This window comes from Kitasatospora sp. NPDC057542, assembly GCF_042801945.1.
In the GTDB taxonomy this organism is placed as follows: Bacteria; Actinomycetota; Actinomycetes; order Streptomycetales; family Streptomycetaceae; genus Kitasatospora.
The window spans coordinates 1-18,718 of sequence record NZ_JBHVFE010000061.1; the positions used below are offsets into that span (position 1 = coordinate 1).

Here is an 18,718-nt window from a genome sequence, read left to right on the forward strand (position 1 = left end):
CCCCGGAGTTCCGGGGCGGCCTCGGCCTCAAGCGAACTGACGTGTCGTCAGTTCACGGTGTAGCTGTACGGGATCGCCGCGAGCACCGAACCGGTGGTGTTCAGGACGTTGTTGGCGGTGGCCACGCCGGTCGGGCCGGACACCAGGTACAGCACGCCCTTGACGGTGCTGCCCTTCGGGCCGGTCGGCGTCAGCGTCACCTGGAGCGAGCCGGTGGCGCCGGGGGCGACGGTCACCGGGGTGGCGGCCGCGGCCGAGGCGTTCACCGAGGCGGCGTACGGGTCACCGGTGCTGGAGGTCAGCGCCGGGTCGAAGGCCTGGGTGTGCGCGGTGGCCGTGATGGTGGAGGTACCGGCCGGCGCACCGCCGTTGCCGAACGGGCCGATCTGCTGGACGAAGGTGCCCCAGGTGCCGGGGACGACCGGCTGCTCGGCGGTGCCGTTGTCGGTCACGACCGAGACGGTCGAGCCGTCCTGGGCCTTCTTCAGGTCGCCGAACAGGTCCGGCGAGCCGGCGGTGGCGCTCAGCTCGATCTGCGCCGGCGTCGAGGACGCCGCCACGGCCTTGAGCCGGTCGGTGCCCGGCGGCACCAGGAAGGACGGCACCGTGGAGCTGAGGCTCAGCGGCAGGCTGACGGTCGCCGAGGCGCCCTGCGGCACCAGCGGCAGGTCCACCCGGCGGTCCAGCCGGCCGTCGGCCGCGATCCGCTGGGTCGCGACGGTGTTGTTGGTGTAGTTCACCTGGACGGTGACCGGCTTGCCGGCCGCCAGCCGGGTGCGGGCGTCGTTCGGCAGACCGGCCGCGGTGGCCTGGTTCTGGTTGAACGCGACGGTGCCGGTGAAGTCCTGGGCGAGCTCCTGGCCGCTGACCGGGCCGAGCACGTTCAGGACGAACCGCCAGCGGCCGGCGGCCGGGTTGACGGCGGTGGCCGAGACCCCGTTGCCGGCGCCGGCCAGGTTGCCCTGGGCGTCGAACTGCCCGTTGCCCTCGATGTCGACCGGGGTGCCGTTCGGGCTGATCAGCGTGCCCTGCATGAGCAGCTTCGAGTCCTTGCCGACGGTCAGGCCGACCCGCAGGTCCTTCTGGCCCTTCGGGACGTCGAAGGCGTACGAGAAGCTCTGCGTCGGCGAGGCGCTGCGGGCGTTGCCGCCGGTGATGGTGCCGGTGAAGGTGCCCTTGCCCTGGTTGACCGGGACGAGGCTGCGCAGCACGACCGGGACGCTGGTGGTGTTGCCGTTGGAGCTGGAGACCAGGACGGCCTCGCTGGTGTCGCCACTGGTGGCCGGGGTGGTGAGCTGGACCTTGAGGGTCTTGGTCTGGCCCGGCTTCAGGTCGGTGGTGCTCGGGCTCACGGCGCCGGCCGGCACCGCGCGCTGGGTGGCGGTGCCCAGCTGGACCGCGCCGCTGTAACCGGCCTTGCCCGCCGGGGTGTAGAGGATCGCGGTCCACTCGCCGGCCACCGGGTGCGGGACGTCCACCAGGCCGAAGTTCGCCGGGGTGGCGCCACCCTGCGGACGGGTGTTGGTCTCGAAACGGCCCGACGGGTCGAGCAGCGTCATGCGGACCACCGGGCCGTTGGTGACCGGGTTGGGCGCGCCCTGCCAGGCGATCGAGGCCGCGAGGCGGTCGGCGCCGGCCGGGACGGTGAACTTGACCTGCTTCTGGACCCAGTCCGCGCCGTTGGTCGCGTACTTGAAGGTGTCCTTGGAGGACGGGTCCAGCTGGACGGTCTGCTGGTTGCTCGACTGCGGGGCGAAGCTGCGGGTCGCGGCGCTCACCGTCTGGGTGCTGTCACTGGTGTTGGTGACGGACACGTCGGCGGTGTGGGTCGAGCCGGGGGCGCCGGCGATGTCGACCTGGCCGGTGTTGACCACGACGGTCTTCGCGCCGTCGGTGCCGTCCCCGTCGTCGTAGCCGCGGGCGGCCTCGACGGCGGCGCGGACGTTCAGCAGGCCGGCGCCCTGCTCTTCGGCCGGCACGCCGAGGTCGGTGGCGGTGCCGGTGAGGAACTTCTTCACCAGCGCCGGGGGCGGCGAGTCGCCGCCGTGGGTGTCCCGGTAGGCCTGGATGACCAGGGCCGCGGCGCCGGTGACGAACGGGGCCGACTGGCTGGTGCCGCCGAACGGCTGGATCGGCGAGGGCTGCCCGTTGTAGCCCGTGCAGTCGGTGTACTTGCTCGTGTCGGGCGTGCACAGCGCCCAGTCCGACTCGCCCGGCGCGACCAGGTCGACCGTCCGGCCGGCCTGGGTGAAGCCGCCCGAGGAGAGCGCGGAGATGCGGTTGTCGCTCCAGGTCTTGTTGGAGAACCGGGAGGCCGCGTAACCGGTCTGCTGGTAGTTCTGGTTGTCGGTGGACGCACCGACCGCGATCACGTACGGGTCGGTGGCCGGGGTGCCGATCGTGCCGCTGATCCCGGCGTCACCGGTGGAGACGGCGACGGTGACACCGGCCTTGACGGCCTGCTCGTTGAAGAGCGAGATGGTGTCGTGCGCGCCGCTGTCCGGGGTGACGTTGCCGCCGAAGGACTCGTTCAGCACGTCCACGTGGGCGACCCGCACCGCGTAGTCGATCGACTGGAGGATCGAGGAGTTGGACATCATCTCGCCGCCGGCCTTCAGCGCGACCAGGTCGGCGTCCGGGGCGAGGCCGCGGATGCGGATGTTGCAGCCGGCCGGGAGCGGGTGCGAGGAGTTGACGAACTTGGAGACGTCGTAGACCTGGCGGCCCTGGGCGATGACCGCCGAGGCGTCGCCGAAGGCCTCCGCCGCGCCGGTCGGCGCGTCCCAGCCGTCGCCCGCGAAGTCCTGGTAGTCGACCACGGCGTGCGAGCCGTCGGCCCGGATGAAGTCCGGGTTGTTCGGGTCGAGGCCGTCCGCGATGTAGGCGACCTTGACGCCCTTGCCGGTGGCCAGGTCCTCCACGCCGGGCTTGCCGTTGCCGGTGACGGCCCGGGTCGAGTACAGGCCCTCGGGCTCCAGCAGCGGCTTGCTCGGGTCGGAGGGGCAGACCGTGTTGGTCGCGTTCTCCTCGGCACTCTGACCGTTGCTGCCCGAAACGGCCTGCGGAGCGGCGTCGGCCTTGGGCGCCTTGGCGTCGGCGGCACCGGCGGCGTCCTTGGCCGTCTTCGCCTTGCCGGCTGCCGCCGGGGCGACCTGGACCTGGGCGTCCGCCACCACGGCGGAGACGGCCGGGTCTGCCTGGAGCTGGGCGCGCAGGGCGGGGCTGACCGTGGCCGAGAAGGCGTTGCCGACCACGAAACTCTTGATGTCGGTGCCACCGCCCGCCTTGACCTTGTTCAGCAGCGGCGCCTGCGCGTCGGCGGCCTTCTGCTGCCGGGCGCCCAGGTGGCCGTGGTCGGCCGGGGCGTCCGCGATCTGGTCCTTCAGGATCACGATCACCGGCACCGGAGCCCCGTCCGCGGACGCCGCCTGGGCGTTCTGCGGCTCGGGGACCGGGGCCGCGCCGGCGATGGTCCCGAGGCTCAGGACCATGGACGCGGCGGTGACCGTGACGGCGGCTGCTAGCTGGGTTTTCCGCCAGCCGATCATATAAATCCTCTCGTCAGATGGATAGCTGACGCATTCCAACGCACCCGAGAGGATCACGACAAGGGGGTAAATCCCCATCAGAAAGTAAAGTTGACCATCAATCAGTAAAATTCACGGAGGAAATCGGGCCGAATCCACATCTTTCAACCGATCGACCCTTGCCGGAACCGGGCGGCCCGCCAGGGGAAGGGCGGTGACGGACTCCTTTCCCGCGCCACCGCCCGGCGAAACGGCCGCCCGGCTCCCGTCGAGGCGGCCGCCCGGCCCGGTCAGTACCCGGCCACCCGCTCCTGAGCGTCCGCCAGGTCCTCGGCGGTGGGCGCGTCGTCCTGGGTCAGCCGGTGGCGCCAGTAGCCGGTGAAGTCGATGTTCTCCTTCGGCACCCCCTGCCGCTCGACCAGGTGCCGACGGATCGTCCGGACCGCCCCCGCCTCCCCGGCCAGCCAGACGAAGGGCTCACCCTCCGGCAGCACGGCGTCCCGGAACGCCTCGGTCAGCACGGTGCCCGGGGCCGCGCCGTCGCGGTACAGCCACTCCACCTCCAGGTCGGCGCGGCTCTCCAGGTCCTGACGTTCCGCCCGGTCCGCGACCTCGATCCACGCGCAGACCCGCTCCCCCTCGGGCAGCGCCTCGACCAGGGTCGCGAGCGCCGGCAGCGCGGTCTCGTCGCCGGCCAGCAGCACCCAGTCGGCGGCGGCCGCGGCCTCGGTGAACGCGACCGGCGGGGCGTACAGCGCGGAAGGGCCGACCATCCCCAGCCGGTCCCCCGGCGCGGCCCGCAGCGCCCAGGCCGCGGCCGGGCCGGTGTCGCCGTGCAGCACGAAGTCGACCTCGACCAGCCGGGTGCCGGGCCGGCGGCGGCGCAGGGTGAAGCTGCGCATCACCGGGCGCTCGGCCTCGGGGATCGCCAGGTAGGCCTGGTACCAGCCCATCGGGTCGTCCTGCCGGGCGGGCAGCACCGGCTCGCGCTGCCCGGGGCGCGGGAAGCAGAGCTTGAGCTGCTGGTCAGGCGCGGTGCCGACGGTGTCGGGCAGTTCCTCGGCGGCGAACGCGATCCGGGCGGTGCGCGGCGTGATCCGCCGGACCTCGACAACCTCGACGAAGGTGACGGGCAATGTCATCGCGAAACCCCTTCGGTTGGTAACCTTACGGCATAAAGAGTTGCCGTCGAATGACACTTTACGCCATAAGGAGATGCCGGATGACCGTCTACGCCGGGCAGGGAGACGCCCATCGCTCGCTCGCCCTGCTCTGGGGTGCTCCCGAGGAGCCGCGCGCCGGGCGCAGCGGCCCCAAGCCGGGCCTGAGTGTGGACGCGATCGTGTCCGCCGGAGTCTCGGTGGCCGACGCCGAGGGCATGGCCGCGCTGTCGATGCGCGCCGTGGGCGAACGGCTCGGCCGCACCGCGATGGCGCTCTACACCTACGTGCCGGGCAAGGCCGAACTGCTCGACCTGATGCACGACCGGGCACTCGCCGAACTCCGCACCGAACCGCCCGGTGGACTCCAGGGGGCCGACGACTGGCGGGAAGCCGTCACCGCCTGGGCCGAGGAGCTGTACGCCTGCTACCTGCGCCACCCCTGGGTGCTCCAGGTCTCGCAGGCCCGCCCGGTCCTCGGCCCCGCCGAACTCGCCGCGATGGAGGCGCTGCTGCGTGCGCTGCGGCCGGCCGGCCTCCCGCCGCGGCGGTTGCGCGGGGCGGTCGCCGCGCTCTGGCAGTTCGTCCGCGGCCTCGCCGCCACCACCGCCGACGCGCGCGGCGCGGCAGCCGCGACCGGAGTCGCCGACGAGGACTGGTGGGCCACCCGCTCCGCCCGACTCGCCGAGCTGGCACCGGACTTCGCGGAACGCTTCCCCCTGCTCACCGCCCTGCAGAGCACCGGCGGCGGCGCCCCGCAGGACAGCCATCGGGAGGCCTTCCGTGCCGGGCTCGCCGTACTGCTCGACGGCATCACGGCCGGGGATCCTTCAGACTGCTAACACTGTCGGGCGGCGGGGAGCGCCAGCACGACGCCGAGCACCACCAGGGTGGCGTACCCGGCGATCTCGTGGCCCGCCGGCACCAGGACCCGGACGAAGCCGAACAGCCGGAAGCCGTCGATCCAGGTGGACAGCAGGCCGGAGGCACCGCCGACGATCAACACGGAACCGAGGTAGCCGAGCAGGGTCTTCATGCCCCCGAGCCTAGGAATCCGCCCCCGGCCGGACATCCGACTTTCGGCGCGGACCGCCGCCACCAAAGTCGTCCGCCGCACATCCCCGCCGGCCCCGGGGCTCCGGACGGAGCAGCAGGCCCGGCGGCCCCGCCGCGGCCCGGGTACGTTCGCCGTGTGCAGCCCGAACGTGTGCAACCGAAGTCACCTTCCGTCACCAGGACCGCGGCCGGCGCCACCGTCTGTGCCGCCCTGGTGCTCACCGTCGTCGCCCCGTCGGCCCTCGCCCAGGACTCCGGCCGCGCCGTCGGCGGGGAGCGGCTCGGCCGCCCAACCGTCCAGGTCGCACCGCTGGCCGGGGCGCCGGCCCTGCCGTCCGAGCTGACCGGCCGCTCCTGGCTGATCGCCGACGCGACCACCGGCGAGGTGCTCGCCGCCCGCGACCCCCATCTGCCGCTGCCCCCGGCCAGCACCCTCAAGATGCTGTTCGCGGACACCGTGCTGCCCAAGTTCGACCGGGCGCTGGAGCACAAGGTCACCACGGCCGAGCTGGCCGGCCTCGGTGCCGGCAGCAGCCTGGTCGGCGTCAAGGAGGACCTGCCGTACCGGGTCGAGGACCTCTGGCGGGGCGTCTTCCTCAGCTCCGGCAACGACGCCGTCCACGTCCTCTCCCACATGAACGGCGGCGTCCAGCGGACCGTCACCGAGATGCAGGAGCGCGCCCGGGCGCTCCAGGCCAGCGACACCAAGGTGCTCTCCCCCGACGGCTACGACATGGACGGCCAGGTCTCCTCCGCCTACGACCTCACCCTCTTCGCCCGGGCCGGGCTGCGCAACGCCGACTTCCGCAGCTACTGCGCCACCCGCACCGCGCGCTTCCCCGGCGGGCTGGACAAGCTCACCGGCCAGCGCACCAGTTTCGACATCGCCAACACCGACCGGCTGCTCGGCAAGTACCCGGGCCTGATCGGCGTCAAGAACGGCTACACCACCAACGCGGGCGCCACCTTCACCGGCGCCGCCGAACGCGGCGGCCGCACCCTGCTGGTGACGGTGATGCACCCCGAGTCGCAGGGCAAGGTCTACGACGAGGCCGCCAGCCTGCTCGACTGGGGCTTCGCCGCCGCCGGGAAGGTCCAGCCGGTCGGCCGACTGGTCGACGAGGCCTCCTCCCCCACCTCGGAGGCCGAGGCCGCCGAACAGCTGCCGCCCTGGTCCCGCCCGCCGCTGCCCGCCGGTCCCGGCACCGGCTCCGGCCTCGTCCCCGTCACCTGGACCGCCGCCGTCCTCGGAACCGCCGTCGCCGCCTGGGCCACCGCCCACGCCGTCGCCCGCCGCCGCCGCCGCACCGCAACCGCCCCGGCGCACGGCAGGGGCGGCGCGAGCGGCATCGGAGGCCGCGGCGGCGGCCGACGGCACCTCGCCCGCCGCGCCCGCGTCCTGCTCCGCACCGCCCGGACCCGCGGGCCCCGGGCGCCGCGCTGAACCACGGCCCGGACCGCGACCGGGCGCCCTCTAGACTTCCGGCCATGACCACGCCCGACCCCTCCGCCGCGGACCGGCTCGCCCGGCTCGTCCAGCTCTCCGCCGGGAGCTACCTGCTCGTCACCACGTACAAGAAGGACGGCACCGCCGTGCCGACCCCGGTGTGGGTCGTGCGCGACGGGGAGGCGCTCGGCGTCTGGACCGTCGCGGACTCCTGGAAGGTCAAGCGGATCCGCAACCGCGCCGACGTTCTGGTCGGCCCCTGCGACGTCAAGGGCCGCCCGACCGGCGAGCAGTACCCCGCCACCGCCGAGATCCTCGGCCCCGAGCGCACCTCCGCCTACCGCACCCTGCTGCGCCAGAAGTACGGCCTGCTCGGCGTGCTCACACTGCTCGGCAGCCGGCTGCGCCGCGGCGAGCGCGGCACCGTCGGCATCCGGATCACCCTGACGGACTGACCACGGGCCCCGGCGCCCCCGGCCGCGCGAGGAGGCCGGGCTCGGCAGCCTCCGCTCCTGGCTCACCACCGGCCCCTGGGCGGGCCCGCGGCCGGGCATCGGGCGGGATGACAGGCTTGGTGACCATGGAACAGAACGAGGCCGCACCGCTCCCCCTGCTGGTGGTCGACGGCGCGAACGTGGTCGGCTCCGTCCCGGACGGCTGGTGGCGGGACCGGCGGGGCGCCGCCCAACGGCTGCGGGACGCACTGGTCGCCGTCGCCGGGCGGGGCGTGCCGGAGCGGCCGGGACCGCTGGAGGTGGTCCTGGTGGTGGAGGGTGCGGCCCGGGGCGTCGCCGGGCTCCCGCAGGTGCGGGTGGTCGAGGCGAGCGGCAGCGGGGACGACCGGATCGTGGAGGTCGTCCGGGCGGCCCGTGCCGAGCACCCGGAGCGGGCCTGCCTGGTCGTCACCGCCGACCGCGAACTGCGAGCCCGGGTCGGCGCGCTGGGCGCCGCCGTGACCGGGCCGCGCAGCGTGCGGCCCTGATCCGTGATCGGCCCCGGGGCCGACCGGCGGCGTGGCCGCTCTCCGGCAGCGGGACCTGCGCGAAGGACACGGCGCCGAGGCCGCCGAACCGGGCCGGCGGCAGGTCGGCCATCGTCCGGACGCCGCCCGGTCGGGGCGCGACCCGTCATCCGCTTGTTCGCGCGGGATCTTCGTGCGGGAGTTCGGACCGTACGGGAACCAACCGCGCGGCCCGTCCGACTGCTGGGGCGTGAGTGCGAAATCGCCGGGTGTCCGGCCGTTGAGTGTGCTGGCGGGGTTCGTCCTGCTGCTGGTGGTGGTGTTCGTGGTGGCCTACGGGGTGGGGCGGCAGGTCGGGCCGGTGGCGCCCGGGTTGCGGCCGAGTGACGGGGGTGGGGCGTCGCCCGGGACGGGTGGGCACGACATGGGCGGGATGCGGTGAGCGCGGCCGCGGAGCCCGTGGTCGCCACCGACCTGGCGGTCGGCGGGATGACCTGCGCCGCCTGCGTGGGCCGGGTGGAGAAGCGGCTGGCCCGGATCGACGGGGTGACGGCCGGGGTGAACCTGGCGACCGGCCGGGCCCGGGTGCTGCATCCGGCCGGGGTGCCGGTCGCGGAGCTGGTGGCGGCGGTCGAGCGGGCGGGTTACACCGCCGAACCGCTGCCCGCGGGGGCGCCGGTCGGGGTGACGGCGGAGGAGCCGGACGAGCGGTGGCGGCTGCTGGTCACCGCTCTGGCGGCCGTCCCGGTGCTGGTGCTGTCGATGGTGCCGTCGACGCAGTTCACCGCCTGGCAGTGGGTCTGCTTCGCGCTCGCCGTGCCGGTGGTGACCTGGGGGTCGGCCGGTTTCCACCGCCGGGCCTGGCAGGGGCTGCGGCACGCGGCGGCGACCATGGACACCCTGGTCAGCCTGGGTGTGGTGGCCTCCTTCGGCTGGTCGGCGTACGCGCTGCTGTTCGGCGGGGCCGGCGATCCGGACATGCGGATGCCGTTCTCGCTGACCGCCGACGGCGGCGGCGCCGCGCACGTGTACCTGGAGGCGGCGGTCGGCGTGCCGCTGTTCGTGCTCGCCGGGCGGCTGCTGGAGGGCCGGGTGCGCCGGCGCAGCGGGTCCGCGCTGCGGGCGCTGGCCGAACTGGGCGCCAAGCAGGTGTGCCTGCGGGAGGAGGGCGGCGAGGAGCGCCTGGTACCGATCGAACTGCTGCTGCCCGGGCAGGAGTTCGTGGTACGGCCGGGCGAGCGGGTGGCCACCGACGGGGTGGTGGTCGAGGGCGGTTCGGCGCTCGACCTGAGCCTGCTGACCGGGGAGAGCGTGCCGGTCGAGGTCGGCCCCGGGGACCGGGTGGCGGGCGCGACGGTGAACGTCGGCGGTGCGCTGGTGGTCCGGGCCACGGCGGTCGGCGCGGACACCCAACTGGCCCGGATCACCGCGCTGGTGGCGCAGGCCCAGGCCGGCAAGGCGCGGGCGCAGCGGTTGGCGGACGCGGTGGCCGGGGTGTTCGTGCCCTGCGTGCTGGCGGTCGCGGCGAGCGTGCTGGGCTTCTGGCTGGGCGCGGGCGCGGCCCCGCAGGCAGCGGTGACGGCGGCGGTCGCGGTGCTGGTGGTGGCCTGTCCGTGCGCGCTCGGGCTGGCGACGCCGACGGCACTGCTGGCGGCGACCGGGCGGGGCGCGGAGCTGGGCGTGCTGGTGCGCGGCCCGGAGGTGCTGGAGAGCCTGCGCCGGGTGGACACGGTGGTGATGGACAAGACCGGCACGCTGACCACCGGCCGGATGGAACTGGCCGCCGTGACCACCGCGGGCGGTCTCACCCAGGAGGAGGCGCTGCGGGCGGCCGGCGCGGTCGAGCACCGCTCCGAGCACCCGATCGGCCGGGCCGTCGCGGCGGCGGCCCGGGAGCGCTGCGGGCCGCCGCCGGCCGTGGACGGCTTCGCGGCCACCACCGGGGTCGGGGTGTCGGGGACGGTCGAGGGCCGGGTCGTCCGGGTGGCGCGGCCGGACGACGCCGTCCTGCCGCCGGCTCTGGCGGAGGCGGTCGCGCAGGCCGGGGAGGCGGGCCGCACAGCCGTCGTGGTCGAGCTGGACGGGCGGCCGGCGGCCGTCCTGGCGATCGGCGACACGCTGCGCTCGGGCAGCTGGCGAGCAGTCCACCGACTGCGCGGGCTGGGCCTGGAGACCGTGCTGCTGACCGGGGACGGCCCCGGCGCCGCCCGGGCGGTGGCCGCCGAGCTGGGCATCGAGCGGGTGCACGCCTCGGCCTCCCCCGAGCGCAAGGCCGAGGTGGTGGCCGAACTGCGCGCCGCCGGACGGACGGTGGCGGTGGTCGGCGACGGCGTCAACGACGCGGTGGCGCTGGCCTCGGCGGACCTCGGGGTGGCGCTGGCCTCCGGCAGCGACGCCGCGATCGGCGCGGCCGGGCTGACGCTGGTGCGCGGTGACATCGAGGCGGTGGTGGACGCCGTACGGCTGGCGCGGCAGACCCTGGCGACCATCCGGGCCAACCTGCTCTGGGCCTTCGGCTACAACCTGGTGCTGATCCCGATGGCGGCGGTCGGGCTGCTCAACCCGATGCTGGCGGCGGTGGCGATGTCGCTCAGCTCGCTGCTCGTGGTGGGCAACAGCCTGCGGCTGCGCACCTGGGAGCCGGGGCGGGTCCAGCGGCGGGGAGGGCGTCGATGAGGCGCCCGGTCACCTGGTCGGAACGGCTCGGGGTGGCCGGCCCGCCGGTCGGCGCGGCGGTGCTGGCCCTGGTCCTGCTCACCGGATGGACGGCGGTCGGCGGGGCCGGCCGCGCCCGCCCGGTGGAGGCCGGGCCGGGCTGGGTGCTGCTGCCGACGGCGGGCGCGGCCTCCGCCACGGCGGCCTTCTTCACGGTCCGTAACCCGGGCGACATCCCGGACGAACTGACCGGTGCCAGTTGGGAGTTCGGTGGCCGGATCACCCCGAAGCGGCACCTGCACCAGGGCGCGGCGGGCCGCTGGGAGCCGGCACCGGCGCTACCGGTGCCGGCCGGCGGCGAGCTGCGGATGACGCCGGAGGACGCGGATCTGGTGATCGCCGACCCGCCGCCGCTGCGGGCCGGCCAGTGGGTGGAGTTCACCCTCACCTTCCGGAACAGCCCGCCGCTGCGGCTCGCCGCACAGGTGCTGCCGGCGGCCGAGCGCCCGCGCTGAACGGTCCGGAGACAGGCCCGGGACCGTCGCTCAGGAAGGGCGGTCCCCGAGGGTCTCCTCGACCGTCCGGCGCGGGGTGGCCGTCCCGGGCGGGCCGTAGCCGGTGCGCAGCACCAGCTGGACGTGGCCCGGCCCGGCGGCCGGGTCGCGCAGCGCCCAGCGGGTGTCCGGCCACTCGATCGCCTGGTGCCAGATGGTGAGCCGGACGCCGTGCAGCGTGGCCAGCAGCCAGACCCGCTCCAGCGCCTGCCCGGTGCGCAGCCAGTCCAGCGGGCCGTCGCCGGGGGTGGTGAGGGTGCACAGCTGGGGCAGCGCCTCGAAGCGCCGGGAGGGCTGCGCGGGGGCCTCCGGCGGGCGGCCGGCGAACTCGCGCATCGGCACCCGGGCGTCGTGGTCCTGCGGGCCGAGCGCGGCCATCGGGATGCCGTCCTCGGCGGTGCCGTCGTCGGGCCGCAGCCAGGCGCGGGACTCGGCCGTGCGGGCCGGGTCGGCGGCGTTGCGGCTCTCGGCCTCGGCGGTGAGCGCCTGCACCCGCCGTACGCCCTCCTCCTCCAGTGCGGCCAGCGCGACGCCCTCCTCGCGGGCGGCATCGATCAGCTCGCCGATCACCGCCTCGGGCACATCCCGCTGGGTGAACGGCTCGCGGCTGGAGTGCCGGGCGGCGATGGCGGGGTAGAGGTCGCGGCCGAAGGGCGCCGATGCGGCGGCCGGGCGGGAGAGGTCGAGCACGGCGAGCAGCTCGGGCTCGGCGGCGTCCGGCAGCAGCCGGACCACCGGTTCCCGGTCCAGCCGGCCGGCCGCCACCCGCAGGTTGAACACGGCCGCGCCGACCGCGACGTGCACCGCGGCGCCGACCGGGTCGGCCAGCGGTACGGAGCGCCCGGTGTCGGCGTACACGGCGAGCCCGCGCCCGTCCGGGGTCGGCACGAAGCGCCAGGGCTGGCTGTTGTGCAGCGACGGCGCCGCGCCGCCGGCGGCGGCGAGCAGGCGCAGGTCGGCTGCGCTGAGCATCTGGGTCACAGCCGGGTCGAACGTCATGGCGATCCACTCCTTCAACCGCGAGGCTTCGGTTTCGATCGCGGGGTTCGCGCAAACGCCCGGGGTCCCGCTGCTTTCGAGGGTGCGCGCCCGGCGTGGGCCGGGGACAGGGCCCTTGGGCCCGTCCCCGGGCCCGTCCGGTGGATCAGGACGGGGGCGGATCCACCGGACGGACCGCCTGTCACCCGTGCGGGACGACCGCGACGGGGGCCTCGGCGTGGTGCAGTACGGCGTGCGCGATCCGGCCGAGCCGGGGGCCGAACTCGATCGGGCGCCGGCCCCGGCCGACCACGACCAGCGCGGCGCCGGTGGAGGCCTCGACCAGGGCGCGGGCGGCACCGACCTGCACGTCCTCGACCACCTCGACCTCCGGGTGCTGCTCGCGGAGGCCGGCCAGGGCGAGCGAGAGCAGCTTGGCCTCCAGCGCCTCCAGCTGGCCGAGCTCGGCCGCCGGGACGACGCCGCCCGCGTAGCCGAACACCGGCGGCAGGTCCCAGCCGTGCACGGCCCGCAGCCGGGCGCCGCGCAGGGCCGCCTCGCGGAAGGCGAAGTCGAGCACCTCCGCCTCCGGGGTGTGGGCGTCGACGCCGACCACCACCTCGGCCGCGCCCTCGCCCGGCGTGCCGGTCTCGCGGACCACGACCAGCGGCACGGTGCTGCGCCCGGCCACCGACATGCTGACCGAGCCGAGCAGCAGCCCGGTGAAGCCGCCGCGGCCGCGCGAGCCGATCACCAGCAGCTCCGCCTCCGCGGCGGCGGCCAGCAGACCGTCCACCGGCGCGTCCAGGACGGCGTCGCTCTCCACGGTCAGGTCCGGGTACAGGCCGCGGATGTCCTCGGCGGCCTCGGCCAGGGTGCGGCGGACGGCCTCGGGCAGGGCGTCCGGCTCGGCGTAGGAGGACACGCCGTCGGTCAGCCACGGCCAGGCGTGCACCAGGCGCAGCGAGGCGCCCCGGCGCACCGCCTCGGCGGCGGCCCAGTGGGCGGCCGCGGTGCTCTGCGGCGAGCCGTCGACCCCGGCCAGCACGGTTGACGTCATGAGTCTTCCTCCACACTGTCGACACGCTGTCGACGCTCGGCGGTTCGGTGCGGGCTGCGGTGCGCTCTGACGCCCCGTCCGCTCCTCCCCCACCCTGTCAGCCCGCCACCGCCCGGCGGCAGAGGCCCCAGGGCCCTGGACGACGGGCCGAAAGGCCCGCCCGACGGAGCCTACGGCCGACCCCGCCGTCCCCACCACCGACACCTGGGCATTACCGTGAACACGGCAATCCCGCTGGTCGGACGGCGCCCGAGCCGGGCCGGACGGCGGGGGCGGCCGTCCGCAGGGCGGATGTGGCACGTCCGGACGGTGGACGGGTCGGTCAGGGCAGCACGACGAGGAGGACAGCGGTGGGCGGAGCGGACGGCAGCGCGGCGGGTGGCGGCGCGCGGATGCCACGGCTGCGCCTGGACGAGCTGCTGGAGGAGCTCCAGTGGCGGATCGACGCGGCGCGCGGCACGCAGAACCGGGTGCACAGCCTGTTGGAGGCGGTGCTGGCGGTCGGTCGTGAGCTGGACCTGTCGCAGGCGCTGCACCGGATCGTGGAGGCCGCCGCCGACCTGGTGGACGCCCGCTACGCCGCGCTCGGGGTGATCGGGCCGGACGGGCACACCCTGTCGCAGTTCCTGACGGTGGGCCTGACGGAGGAGGAGATCGCCGAGATCGGCCCGCCGCCCTCGGGCCGGGGCATCCTGGGCGAGCTGATCCGCGAGCCGCAGCCGCTGCGCTGCCCGGTGCTGTCCGACCACCCGGCCTCGGTCGGCTTCCCGCCGAACCATCCGCCGATGCACACCTTCCTGGGGGTGCCGGTGCGGGTGCACGGCGAGGTGTTCGGCAACCTCTACCTGACCGACAAGCGCGGCGGGCTGGACTTCGACGAGGACGACGAGGCGGTGATCTCCACCCTGGCGGTCGCGGCCGGTGTGGCGATCGACAACGCCCGGCTGTACGAGGAGGCGCAGCTGCGCCAGCGCTGGCTGCGGGCGAGCACCGAGATCACCCGCAGTCTGCTGTCGGGGGCGCCGCGGCTGGAGGTGGTCGAGCTGATCGCCCGCCGGGCCCGGGAGATCTCGGGCTCCGAGCTGGCGGACGTCTCGGTGGCGCTGGCCGGCCCGGAGGAGCGGGCCGAGGAGCTGACCGTCGAGGTCGCACTGGGCGGCACGCCGTCCGCGCGGCTGGGGGTGACGGTGCCGGTGGACGGCACGCTGTCCGGCGCCGCGTACGCCTCCGGCTCGCCGGCCACCAGTGACGAGCTGGCCTGTGACGCCCGCTTCCCGGCCGGCCCGGCGGGTCGCTTCGACGGGCTGGGCGCGGCGGTGGCGGTGCCGCTGGGCACCGGTGCCGGCTACGGGCGGGGCGTGCTGCTGCTGGCCCGGGCGCAGGGGCAGCCGGCCTTCGGGCCGGAGGAGACCGGCCCGCTGCTGGGCTTCGCCGACCAGGCCGCGCTCGCCCTGGAGCTGGCCGAACGGCGGCGCGACGCCGAGCAGTTGAACCTGCTGGAGGACCGCGACCGGATCGCCCGGGACCTGCACGACCTGGCGATCCAGCGGCTGTTCGCGACCGGGATGACGCTGCAGAGCGCGGGCCGGCTGATCGAGAGCCGGTCCGCGGCGGACCGGGTGGCCCGGGCGGTGGCCGACCTGGACGAGACCATCAAGATCATCCGCTCGACCATCTTCGGCCTGCGCGCCCACGGCGAGCCGGACCGCGGCCTGCGCGCCCGCGCCACCCGGGTGGTCACCGACGCCCAGAGCACGCTCGGCTTCGCGCCGCGGCTGAGCATGGAGGGCCTGCTGGACACCGACGTGCCGCAGGAGCTGGCCGAACACGTGGTCGCGGTGCTCGCCGAGGCGCTCAGCAACGCCGCCCGGCACGCCGGGGCGTCCCGGGTCGAGGTGACGCTGCGCGCGCTGGCCGGGCGGGTGGTGCTGACCGTGACGGACGACGGCGTCGGCGTGCCCGAGGGCGGCCGGCGCAGCGGGCTGCGCAACCTGGCCGAGCGCGCCGACCGGGTCGGCGGCTCCTTCACCGTCGACCCGGCCGAGGGCGGCGGCACCCGGCTGGTGTGGGAGGCCCCGGTCGGCTCCTGAGGCCTCCCGACCGGGCCCTGCGCCCTCCCGGCCGGCTCCTGAGCCCTCCCGGGCGTGGGCGGCCCCGCAGCGCGGGGCCGTCAGCCCCGCAGCGCGCGCAGGAAGTCCAGGAGGTGGGCGTTGAACTCCTCAGGCCGCTCCATGTTCGGGTAGTGGCCGGTGCCCTCGACGATCACCGCGCGGCCGTTGACGACGGTGCGCACGACCCGTTCGGCCAGGTTGATGTGGTCCACCGAGTCGATGCCGCCGTTGATCGCCAGCAGCGGGACGGTGATCCCGGTGAGCCGCTTCCAGCTGTCGGTCACCGGCACCAGGTACTGGGGCTCGTCGGGGGTGTGCTTGGCAACGGTGTTCCGGGTCATCTCCTTCAGCCGGCGCACCACCTCCGGGTCGACCTCGTCCAGGCGGCGGTGCGGCCCGGAGGCGAGCCGGGTGAAGGAGTCGAGCCAGCGCTCGGCGTCGCCCTCGGCGAGCGCGGCCGTCTGCTCGGCGGCGAGTTCGCCGAGCCACGGGTCGCTGAACTCGGACTCGCCGGTGCCGTTGCCGCTGATCACCAGCGCGCCGACCAGCTCGGGGTGTTCGAGGGCCAGGTCGAGGGCGATCGTCCCGCCCATGGAGAGCCCGATCACGGTCACCGGCCCGAGGCCGAGGTGGCGCAGCAGGTCGGCCAGGTCGTCGACGGCGCGGAAGGGCCGGCTCGCGTTGTCGGAGACACCGTGGCCGCGGGTGTCCGGTGCGATCACCCGGTACTCGGACAGCAGGGCGGGGATCTGGTCCGCCCAGTTCCGGTGGTCCAGCAGGCCACCGTGCAGCAGCACCAGCGGCTCGCCGGTACCGGCGTCGAGGTAGGCGAGGCGGCCGTGGCCGCTGTCGAAGAAGCGCAGGTCGTCATGGGAACCGGTAACGGCGGATTCAGTCATGACGACAATTTTAGGTCGAGCGACCTATATTTGTCTCCCATGAGCACCGAACCCGTTCCGCACGGTCGCCCCGTTCATCCCACCTTCCCCTCGGACCGCATCGGCCACAACCCCGCCGGCCCCGTGCTGCTGGTCGGCGGCTACGGCACCGTCGGCGCCGAACTCGCCCGACTCGCCGCCCCCGCCTGGCCGTTGCTGCTCACCGGCCGCTCCGAACAGCGCGGCGCCGCCCTCGCCGCCGAACTGGACGGCGCCACCGCCCGCCGCTGGGACCTCGCCGACCCCGAACCGTTCACCGCCGGTGTCCGGGCCGTGGTCGGGGTGGTCAACGACCCGGACGACCGGGTGCTGCGGGCCGCCGTCGGCGCGGGCGTCCCGTACGTGGACGTCACCCGCTGGACCGCCCGGCTCCAGCGCGCCGCCACACTCGCCGCCCTGCTGCGCCCGACCGCCCCGGTGCTGCTCTCCTCCGCCTGGATGGGCGGGGTGACCAGCCTGGTCGCCGCCGCCCTGGCGGACCGGCTGGGCGGGGCCGAGCGGATCGAGACCGCCGTCCGCTGGGACCTCGCGGACCGGGCCGGCGCCGACTCGGTGGAGTTCATGGACCGCCTCGGGCTCGACTACGAGGTGGTGCAGGACGGCCGGCGCCGCACCGTCGCCCCGCTCAGCCGTCCGCGCACCGTGCGGATCGGCGCCGCCCCGACCCTGGTCGCCGGGATCGACACCCCCGAACAGTTCACCCTCCCGCTCACGCTGGGCGCCACCACTGCCACCACCCGGATCGGCTTCAGCTCCCGCTCCTCCACCACCGCCCTGCTGGCCGTCCGGCGCGCCGGGTTCTTCCGCTGGGGGCGCGGCGAGCGCTGGGAGCCGGCCCGCCGCGCCCTGCTGTACTCGCCCGGCGAGGGCGGCACCGCCCTGCTGCGCACCGACGTCTCCTCCGGCGGGCGCACCCTCACCGCCACCGTCGAGGACCGGGCCGGCCAGGCGCACCTCACCGCCGTCGGCGCCCTGCTCGCGCTGCGCCGGGCGCTCGGCGCGGACGGCGCCCCGCCACCCGCCGGGGTGGCCTTCCCGGAGCAGACCCCGCGCCCCGGGCGGGTCCTGGAGGACCTGGCGGAGCTGGGCGTCACCGTCACCGTCACGGCGGCCGACGGGCGGCGCGGCACGGAGGAGGCGGCATGAGCAACATCCGGGGCCTGAGCGGCAAGGGCGCCCAGCGCCGGGAGCAACTGCTCGACACCGCCGAGGAGTTGCTGGTCACCGAGGGCGGCACCGAGCTGACCATGCGGGCGGTGGCCACGGCCGCCGGCGTCCGCCTCGGTCACCTCCAGCACTACTTCCCGACCCACGCCGAGCTGGTGGCCGCCGTCCTGGGGCGCGTCCTCGACCGCTCGGTGGAACGGCTCGGCCCGCTGCTCGACCCGGGCCGCGCGGAGGACGCCCTGCTCGGCGAGCTCCTCGCCGAACAACAGGACCCCCGGCTGGTCCGGCTCTTCGCGGAACTGTGGGCACTCGCCGCCCGCGACCCCGCGGTGGCCGCCGCCGTCCGGGCCTTCTACGACCGCTACCGGGAGCTGGTCGCCGCCTTCCTCGCCGGACGCCACCCCGGTCTGACGGAGGAGCAACGGCACGCCCGCGCACGGGTGTTCATCATGCTGGTCGAGGGCGCCTCGCTCTTCCGCTCCGGCCTGGCCGGCACCGCGGAACCGGCAGCGGACGCCGAACTCCTGCACACCGCCCGGGCGTTGCTGGGGCCCTGAGCACGCCACGGCGCTCCGGGCTCAGGCCAGACGGCGGCCGATGACCAGCTCCGGGCGGATGCGGATGCGGACCGTGCCGCCCGGCCGGGCCGCCCGGGGCGCCGGGCGGACCTGGGCGCGGCCGAGGACGGTGACGAACCAGCCGGAGCCGTCCCGGCCGTCCACCTCGTCGGCCTCGAAGGCGATCACCGCGCCGTCGACCGCCCGGGCCAGTTCGGAGCCGGCCGGCGCCGAGAGCAGCACACCGCCGGGGGCCAGCCGGAAGGGCACCGGGAGGACGGCCGGGAGGGCGTCGACGGTGTAGACCACCCGGCCGACGGCGGCCCGGGCCAGCAGCTCCAGCGACCGCTTCCGGTCGAGTTCGCGGAGTTCGGGAAGGTCGGGGCGGTCGTACGGGACGGGCCGGGGGCTCGGGATGTGGTCGCGGTTCATGCGAGCGATGCTCGCCCGGGCCCCGACCGGGTCGCGAGGGCCGATGGTCCCGGCGGGGCCCGGCGAGGGCCCCGCCGTGCGGGCCGTCGGCCCCGGGCCCCACGGCCCTCGGACC

The 18,718-nt window shown here is 75.5% G+C and carries 17 protein-coding genes; 10 read left to right on the forward strand and 7 right to left on the reverse strand.

Annotation, left to right across the window (positions count from 1 at the left end; all coding sequences use genetic code 11):
* Positions 1-47 precede the first annotated feature (47 nt).
* Together ACFU7Y_RS10925 and ACFU7Y_RS10930 are read right to left on the reverse strand one after the other, a co-directional pair.
* Positions 48-3,605 (reverse strand): S8 family serine peptidase, encoded by a 3,558-nt coding sequence (locus tag ACFU7Y_RS10925; protein WP_380767455.1) that lies wholly within the window; start codon positions 3,603-3,605, stop codon positions 48-50.
* A 212-nt stretch (positions 3,606-3,817) separates the two neighbouring features.
* Positions 3,818-4,669, reverse strand: coding sequence for a siderophore-interacting protein (locus ACFU7Y_RS10930; protein ID WP_380767457.1), 852 nt, complete (start codon positions 4,667-4,669; stop codon positions 3,818-3,820).
* Positions 4,670-4,749: 80 nt separating this feature from the next.
* Here ACFU7Y_RS10930 and ACFU7Y_RS10935 point away from each other — a divergent pair, with 80 nt between their 5' ends.
* Entirely contained in the window at positions 4,750-5,529 is a 780-nt protein-coding gene (locus tag ACFU7Y_RS10935; protein WP_380767459.1) for a TetR/AcrR family transcriptional regulator, read from the forward strand.
* Here ACFU7Y_RS10935 and ACFU7Y_RS10940 read toward each other — a convergent pair.
* Positions 5,526-5,723, reverse strand: a complete 198-nt coding sequence (locus tag ACFU7Y_RS10940) for a hypothetical protein (RefSeq protein ID WP_224285421.1) — start codon at positions 5,721-5,723, stop codon at positions 5,526-5,528. The genes ACFU7Y_RS10935 and ACFU7Y_RS10940 overlap by 4 nt on opposite strands.
* Positions 5,724-5,879: 156 nt before the next feature.
* On the opposite strand from ACFU7Y_RS10940, the gene ACFU7Y_RS10945 reads away from it, so the two are divergent.
* From ACFU7Y_RS10945 to ACFU7Y_RS10970, 6 genes are all read left to right on the forward strand, one after another.
* The gene (locus tag ACFU7Y_RS10945) at positions 5,880-7,187 is read left to right on the forward strand and encodes a D-alanyl-D-alanine carboxypeptidase family protein (RefSeq protein ID WP_380767461.1); all 1,308 of its coding nucleotides are present in this window, start codon (positions 5,880-5,882) and stop codon (positions 7,185-7,187) included.
* A 44-nt stretch (positions 7,188-7,231) separates the two neighbouring features.
* Positions 7,232-7,645 (forward strand): PPOX class F420-dependent oxidoreductase, encoded by a 414-nt coding sequence (locus ACFU7Y_RS10950; RefSeq protein WP_224285614.1) that lies wholly within the window; start codon positions 7,232-7,234, stop codon positions 7,643-7,645.
* Positions 7,646-7,770: 125 nt separating this feature from the next.
* Positions 7,771-8,172 (forward strand): NTP pyrophosphohydrolase, encoded by a 402-nt coding sequence (locus ACFU7Y_RS10955; RefSeq protein WP_380767463.1) that lies wholly within the window; start codon positions 7,771-7,773, stop codon positions 8,170-8,172.
* A 259-nt stretch (positions 8,173-8,431) separates the two neighbouring features.
* Positions 8,432-8,593, forward strand: coding sequence for a hypothetical protein (locus ACFU7Y_RS10960; protein WP_224285458.1), 162 nt, complete (start codon positions 8,432-8,434; stop codon positions 8,591-8,593).
* Positions 8,590-10,827 (forward strand): heavy metal translocating P-type ATPase, encoded by a 2,238-nt coding sequence (locus tag ACFU7Y_RS10965; RefSeq protein ID WP_380767465.1) that lies wholly within the window; start codon positions 8,590-8,592, stop codon positions 10,825-10,827. The genes ACFU7Y_RS10960 and ACFU7Y_RS10965 overlap by 4 nt, the downstream gene beginning before the upstream one ends.
* Positions 10,824-11,321, forward strand: a complete 498-nt coding sequence (locus ACFU7Y_RS10970) for a copper chaperone PCu(A)C (RefSeq protein ID WP_380767467.1) — start codon at positions 10,824-10,826, stop codon at positions 11,319-11,321. The genes ACFU7Y_RS10965 and ACFU7Y_RS10970 overlap by 4 nt, the downstream gene beginning before the upstream one ends.
* Positions 11,322-11,351: 30 nt before the next feature.
* On the opposite strand, the gene ACFU7Y_RS10975 is transcribed toward ACFU7Y_RS10970, so the two are convergent.
* Both ACFU7Y_RS10975 and ACFU7Y_RS10980 read right to left on the reverse strand, forming a co-directional pair.
* On the reverse strand, positions 11,352-12,359 hold the full coding sequence (locus tag ACFU7Y_RS10975) for an Acg family FMN-binding oxidoreductase (protein ID WP_224283805.1): 1,008 nt from the start codon (positions 12,357-12,359) through the stop codon (positions 11,352-11,354).
* Positions 12,360-12,540: 181 nt separating this feature from the next.
* Positions 12,541-13,398, reverse strand: a complete 858-nt coding sequence (locus ACFU7Y_RS10980) for a universal stress protein (RefSeq protein ID WP_224283806.1) — start codon at positions 13,396-13,398, stop codon at positions 12,541-12,543.
* A gap of 392 nt (positions 13,399-13,790) precedes the next feature.
* Here ACFU7Y_RS10980 and ACFU7Y_RS10985 point away from each other — a divergent pair, with 392 nt between their 5' ends.
* Entirely contained in the window at positions 13,791-15,488 is a 1,698-nt protein-coding gene (locus ACFU7Y_RS10985; RefSeq protein WP_224283808.1) for a GAF domain-containing protein, read from the forward strand.
* Positions 15,489-15,568: 80 nt separating this feature from the next.
* Here ACFU7Y_RS10985 and ACFU7Y_RS10990 read toward each other — a convergent pair whose 3' ends face one another.
* Positions 15,569-16,408 carry an alpha/beta fold hydrolase gene (locus tag ACFU7Y_RS10990; protein ID WP_224283807.1) on the reverse strand — a complete coding sequence of 280 codons (840 nt, stop codon included), beginning with the start codon at positions 16,406-16,408 and terminating at the stop codon, positions 15,569-15,571.
* Between the two features lie 39 nt (positions 16,409-16,447).
* On the opposite strand from ACFU7Y_RS10990, the gene ACFU7Y_RS10995 reads away from it, so the two are divergent.
* Both ACFU7Y_RS10995 and ACFU7Y_RS11000 read left to right on the forward strand, forming a co-directional pair.
* Entirely contained in the window at positions 16,448-17,593 is a 1,146-nt protein-coding gene (locus ACFU7Y_RS10995) for a saccharopine dehydrogenase (RefSeq protein ID WP_380767470.1), read from the forward strand.
* Positions 17,590-18,171, forward strand: a complete 582-nt coding sequence (locus ACFU7Y_RS11000) for a TetR/AcrR family transcriptional regulator (RefSeq protein WP_380767471.1) — start codon at positions 17,590-17,592, stop codon at positions 18,169-18,171. Before ACFU7Y_RS10995 ends, ACFU7Y_RS11000 begins: the two co-directional genes overlap by 4 nt.
* Before the next feature lie 21 nt (positions 18,172-18,192).
* On the opposite strand, the gene ACFU7Y_RS11005 is transcribed toward ACFU7Y_RS11000, so the two are convergent.
* Complete coding sequence (locus ACFU7Y_RS11005) at positions 18,193-18,603, reverse strand: pyridoxamine 5'-phosphate oxidase family protein (RefSeq protein WP_224285240.1); 411 nt, start codon at positions 18,601-18,603, stop codon at positions 18,193-18,195.
* Positions 18,604-18,718: the final 115 nt, after the last annotated feature.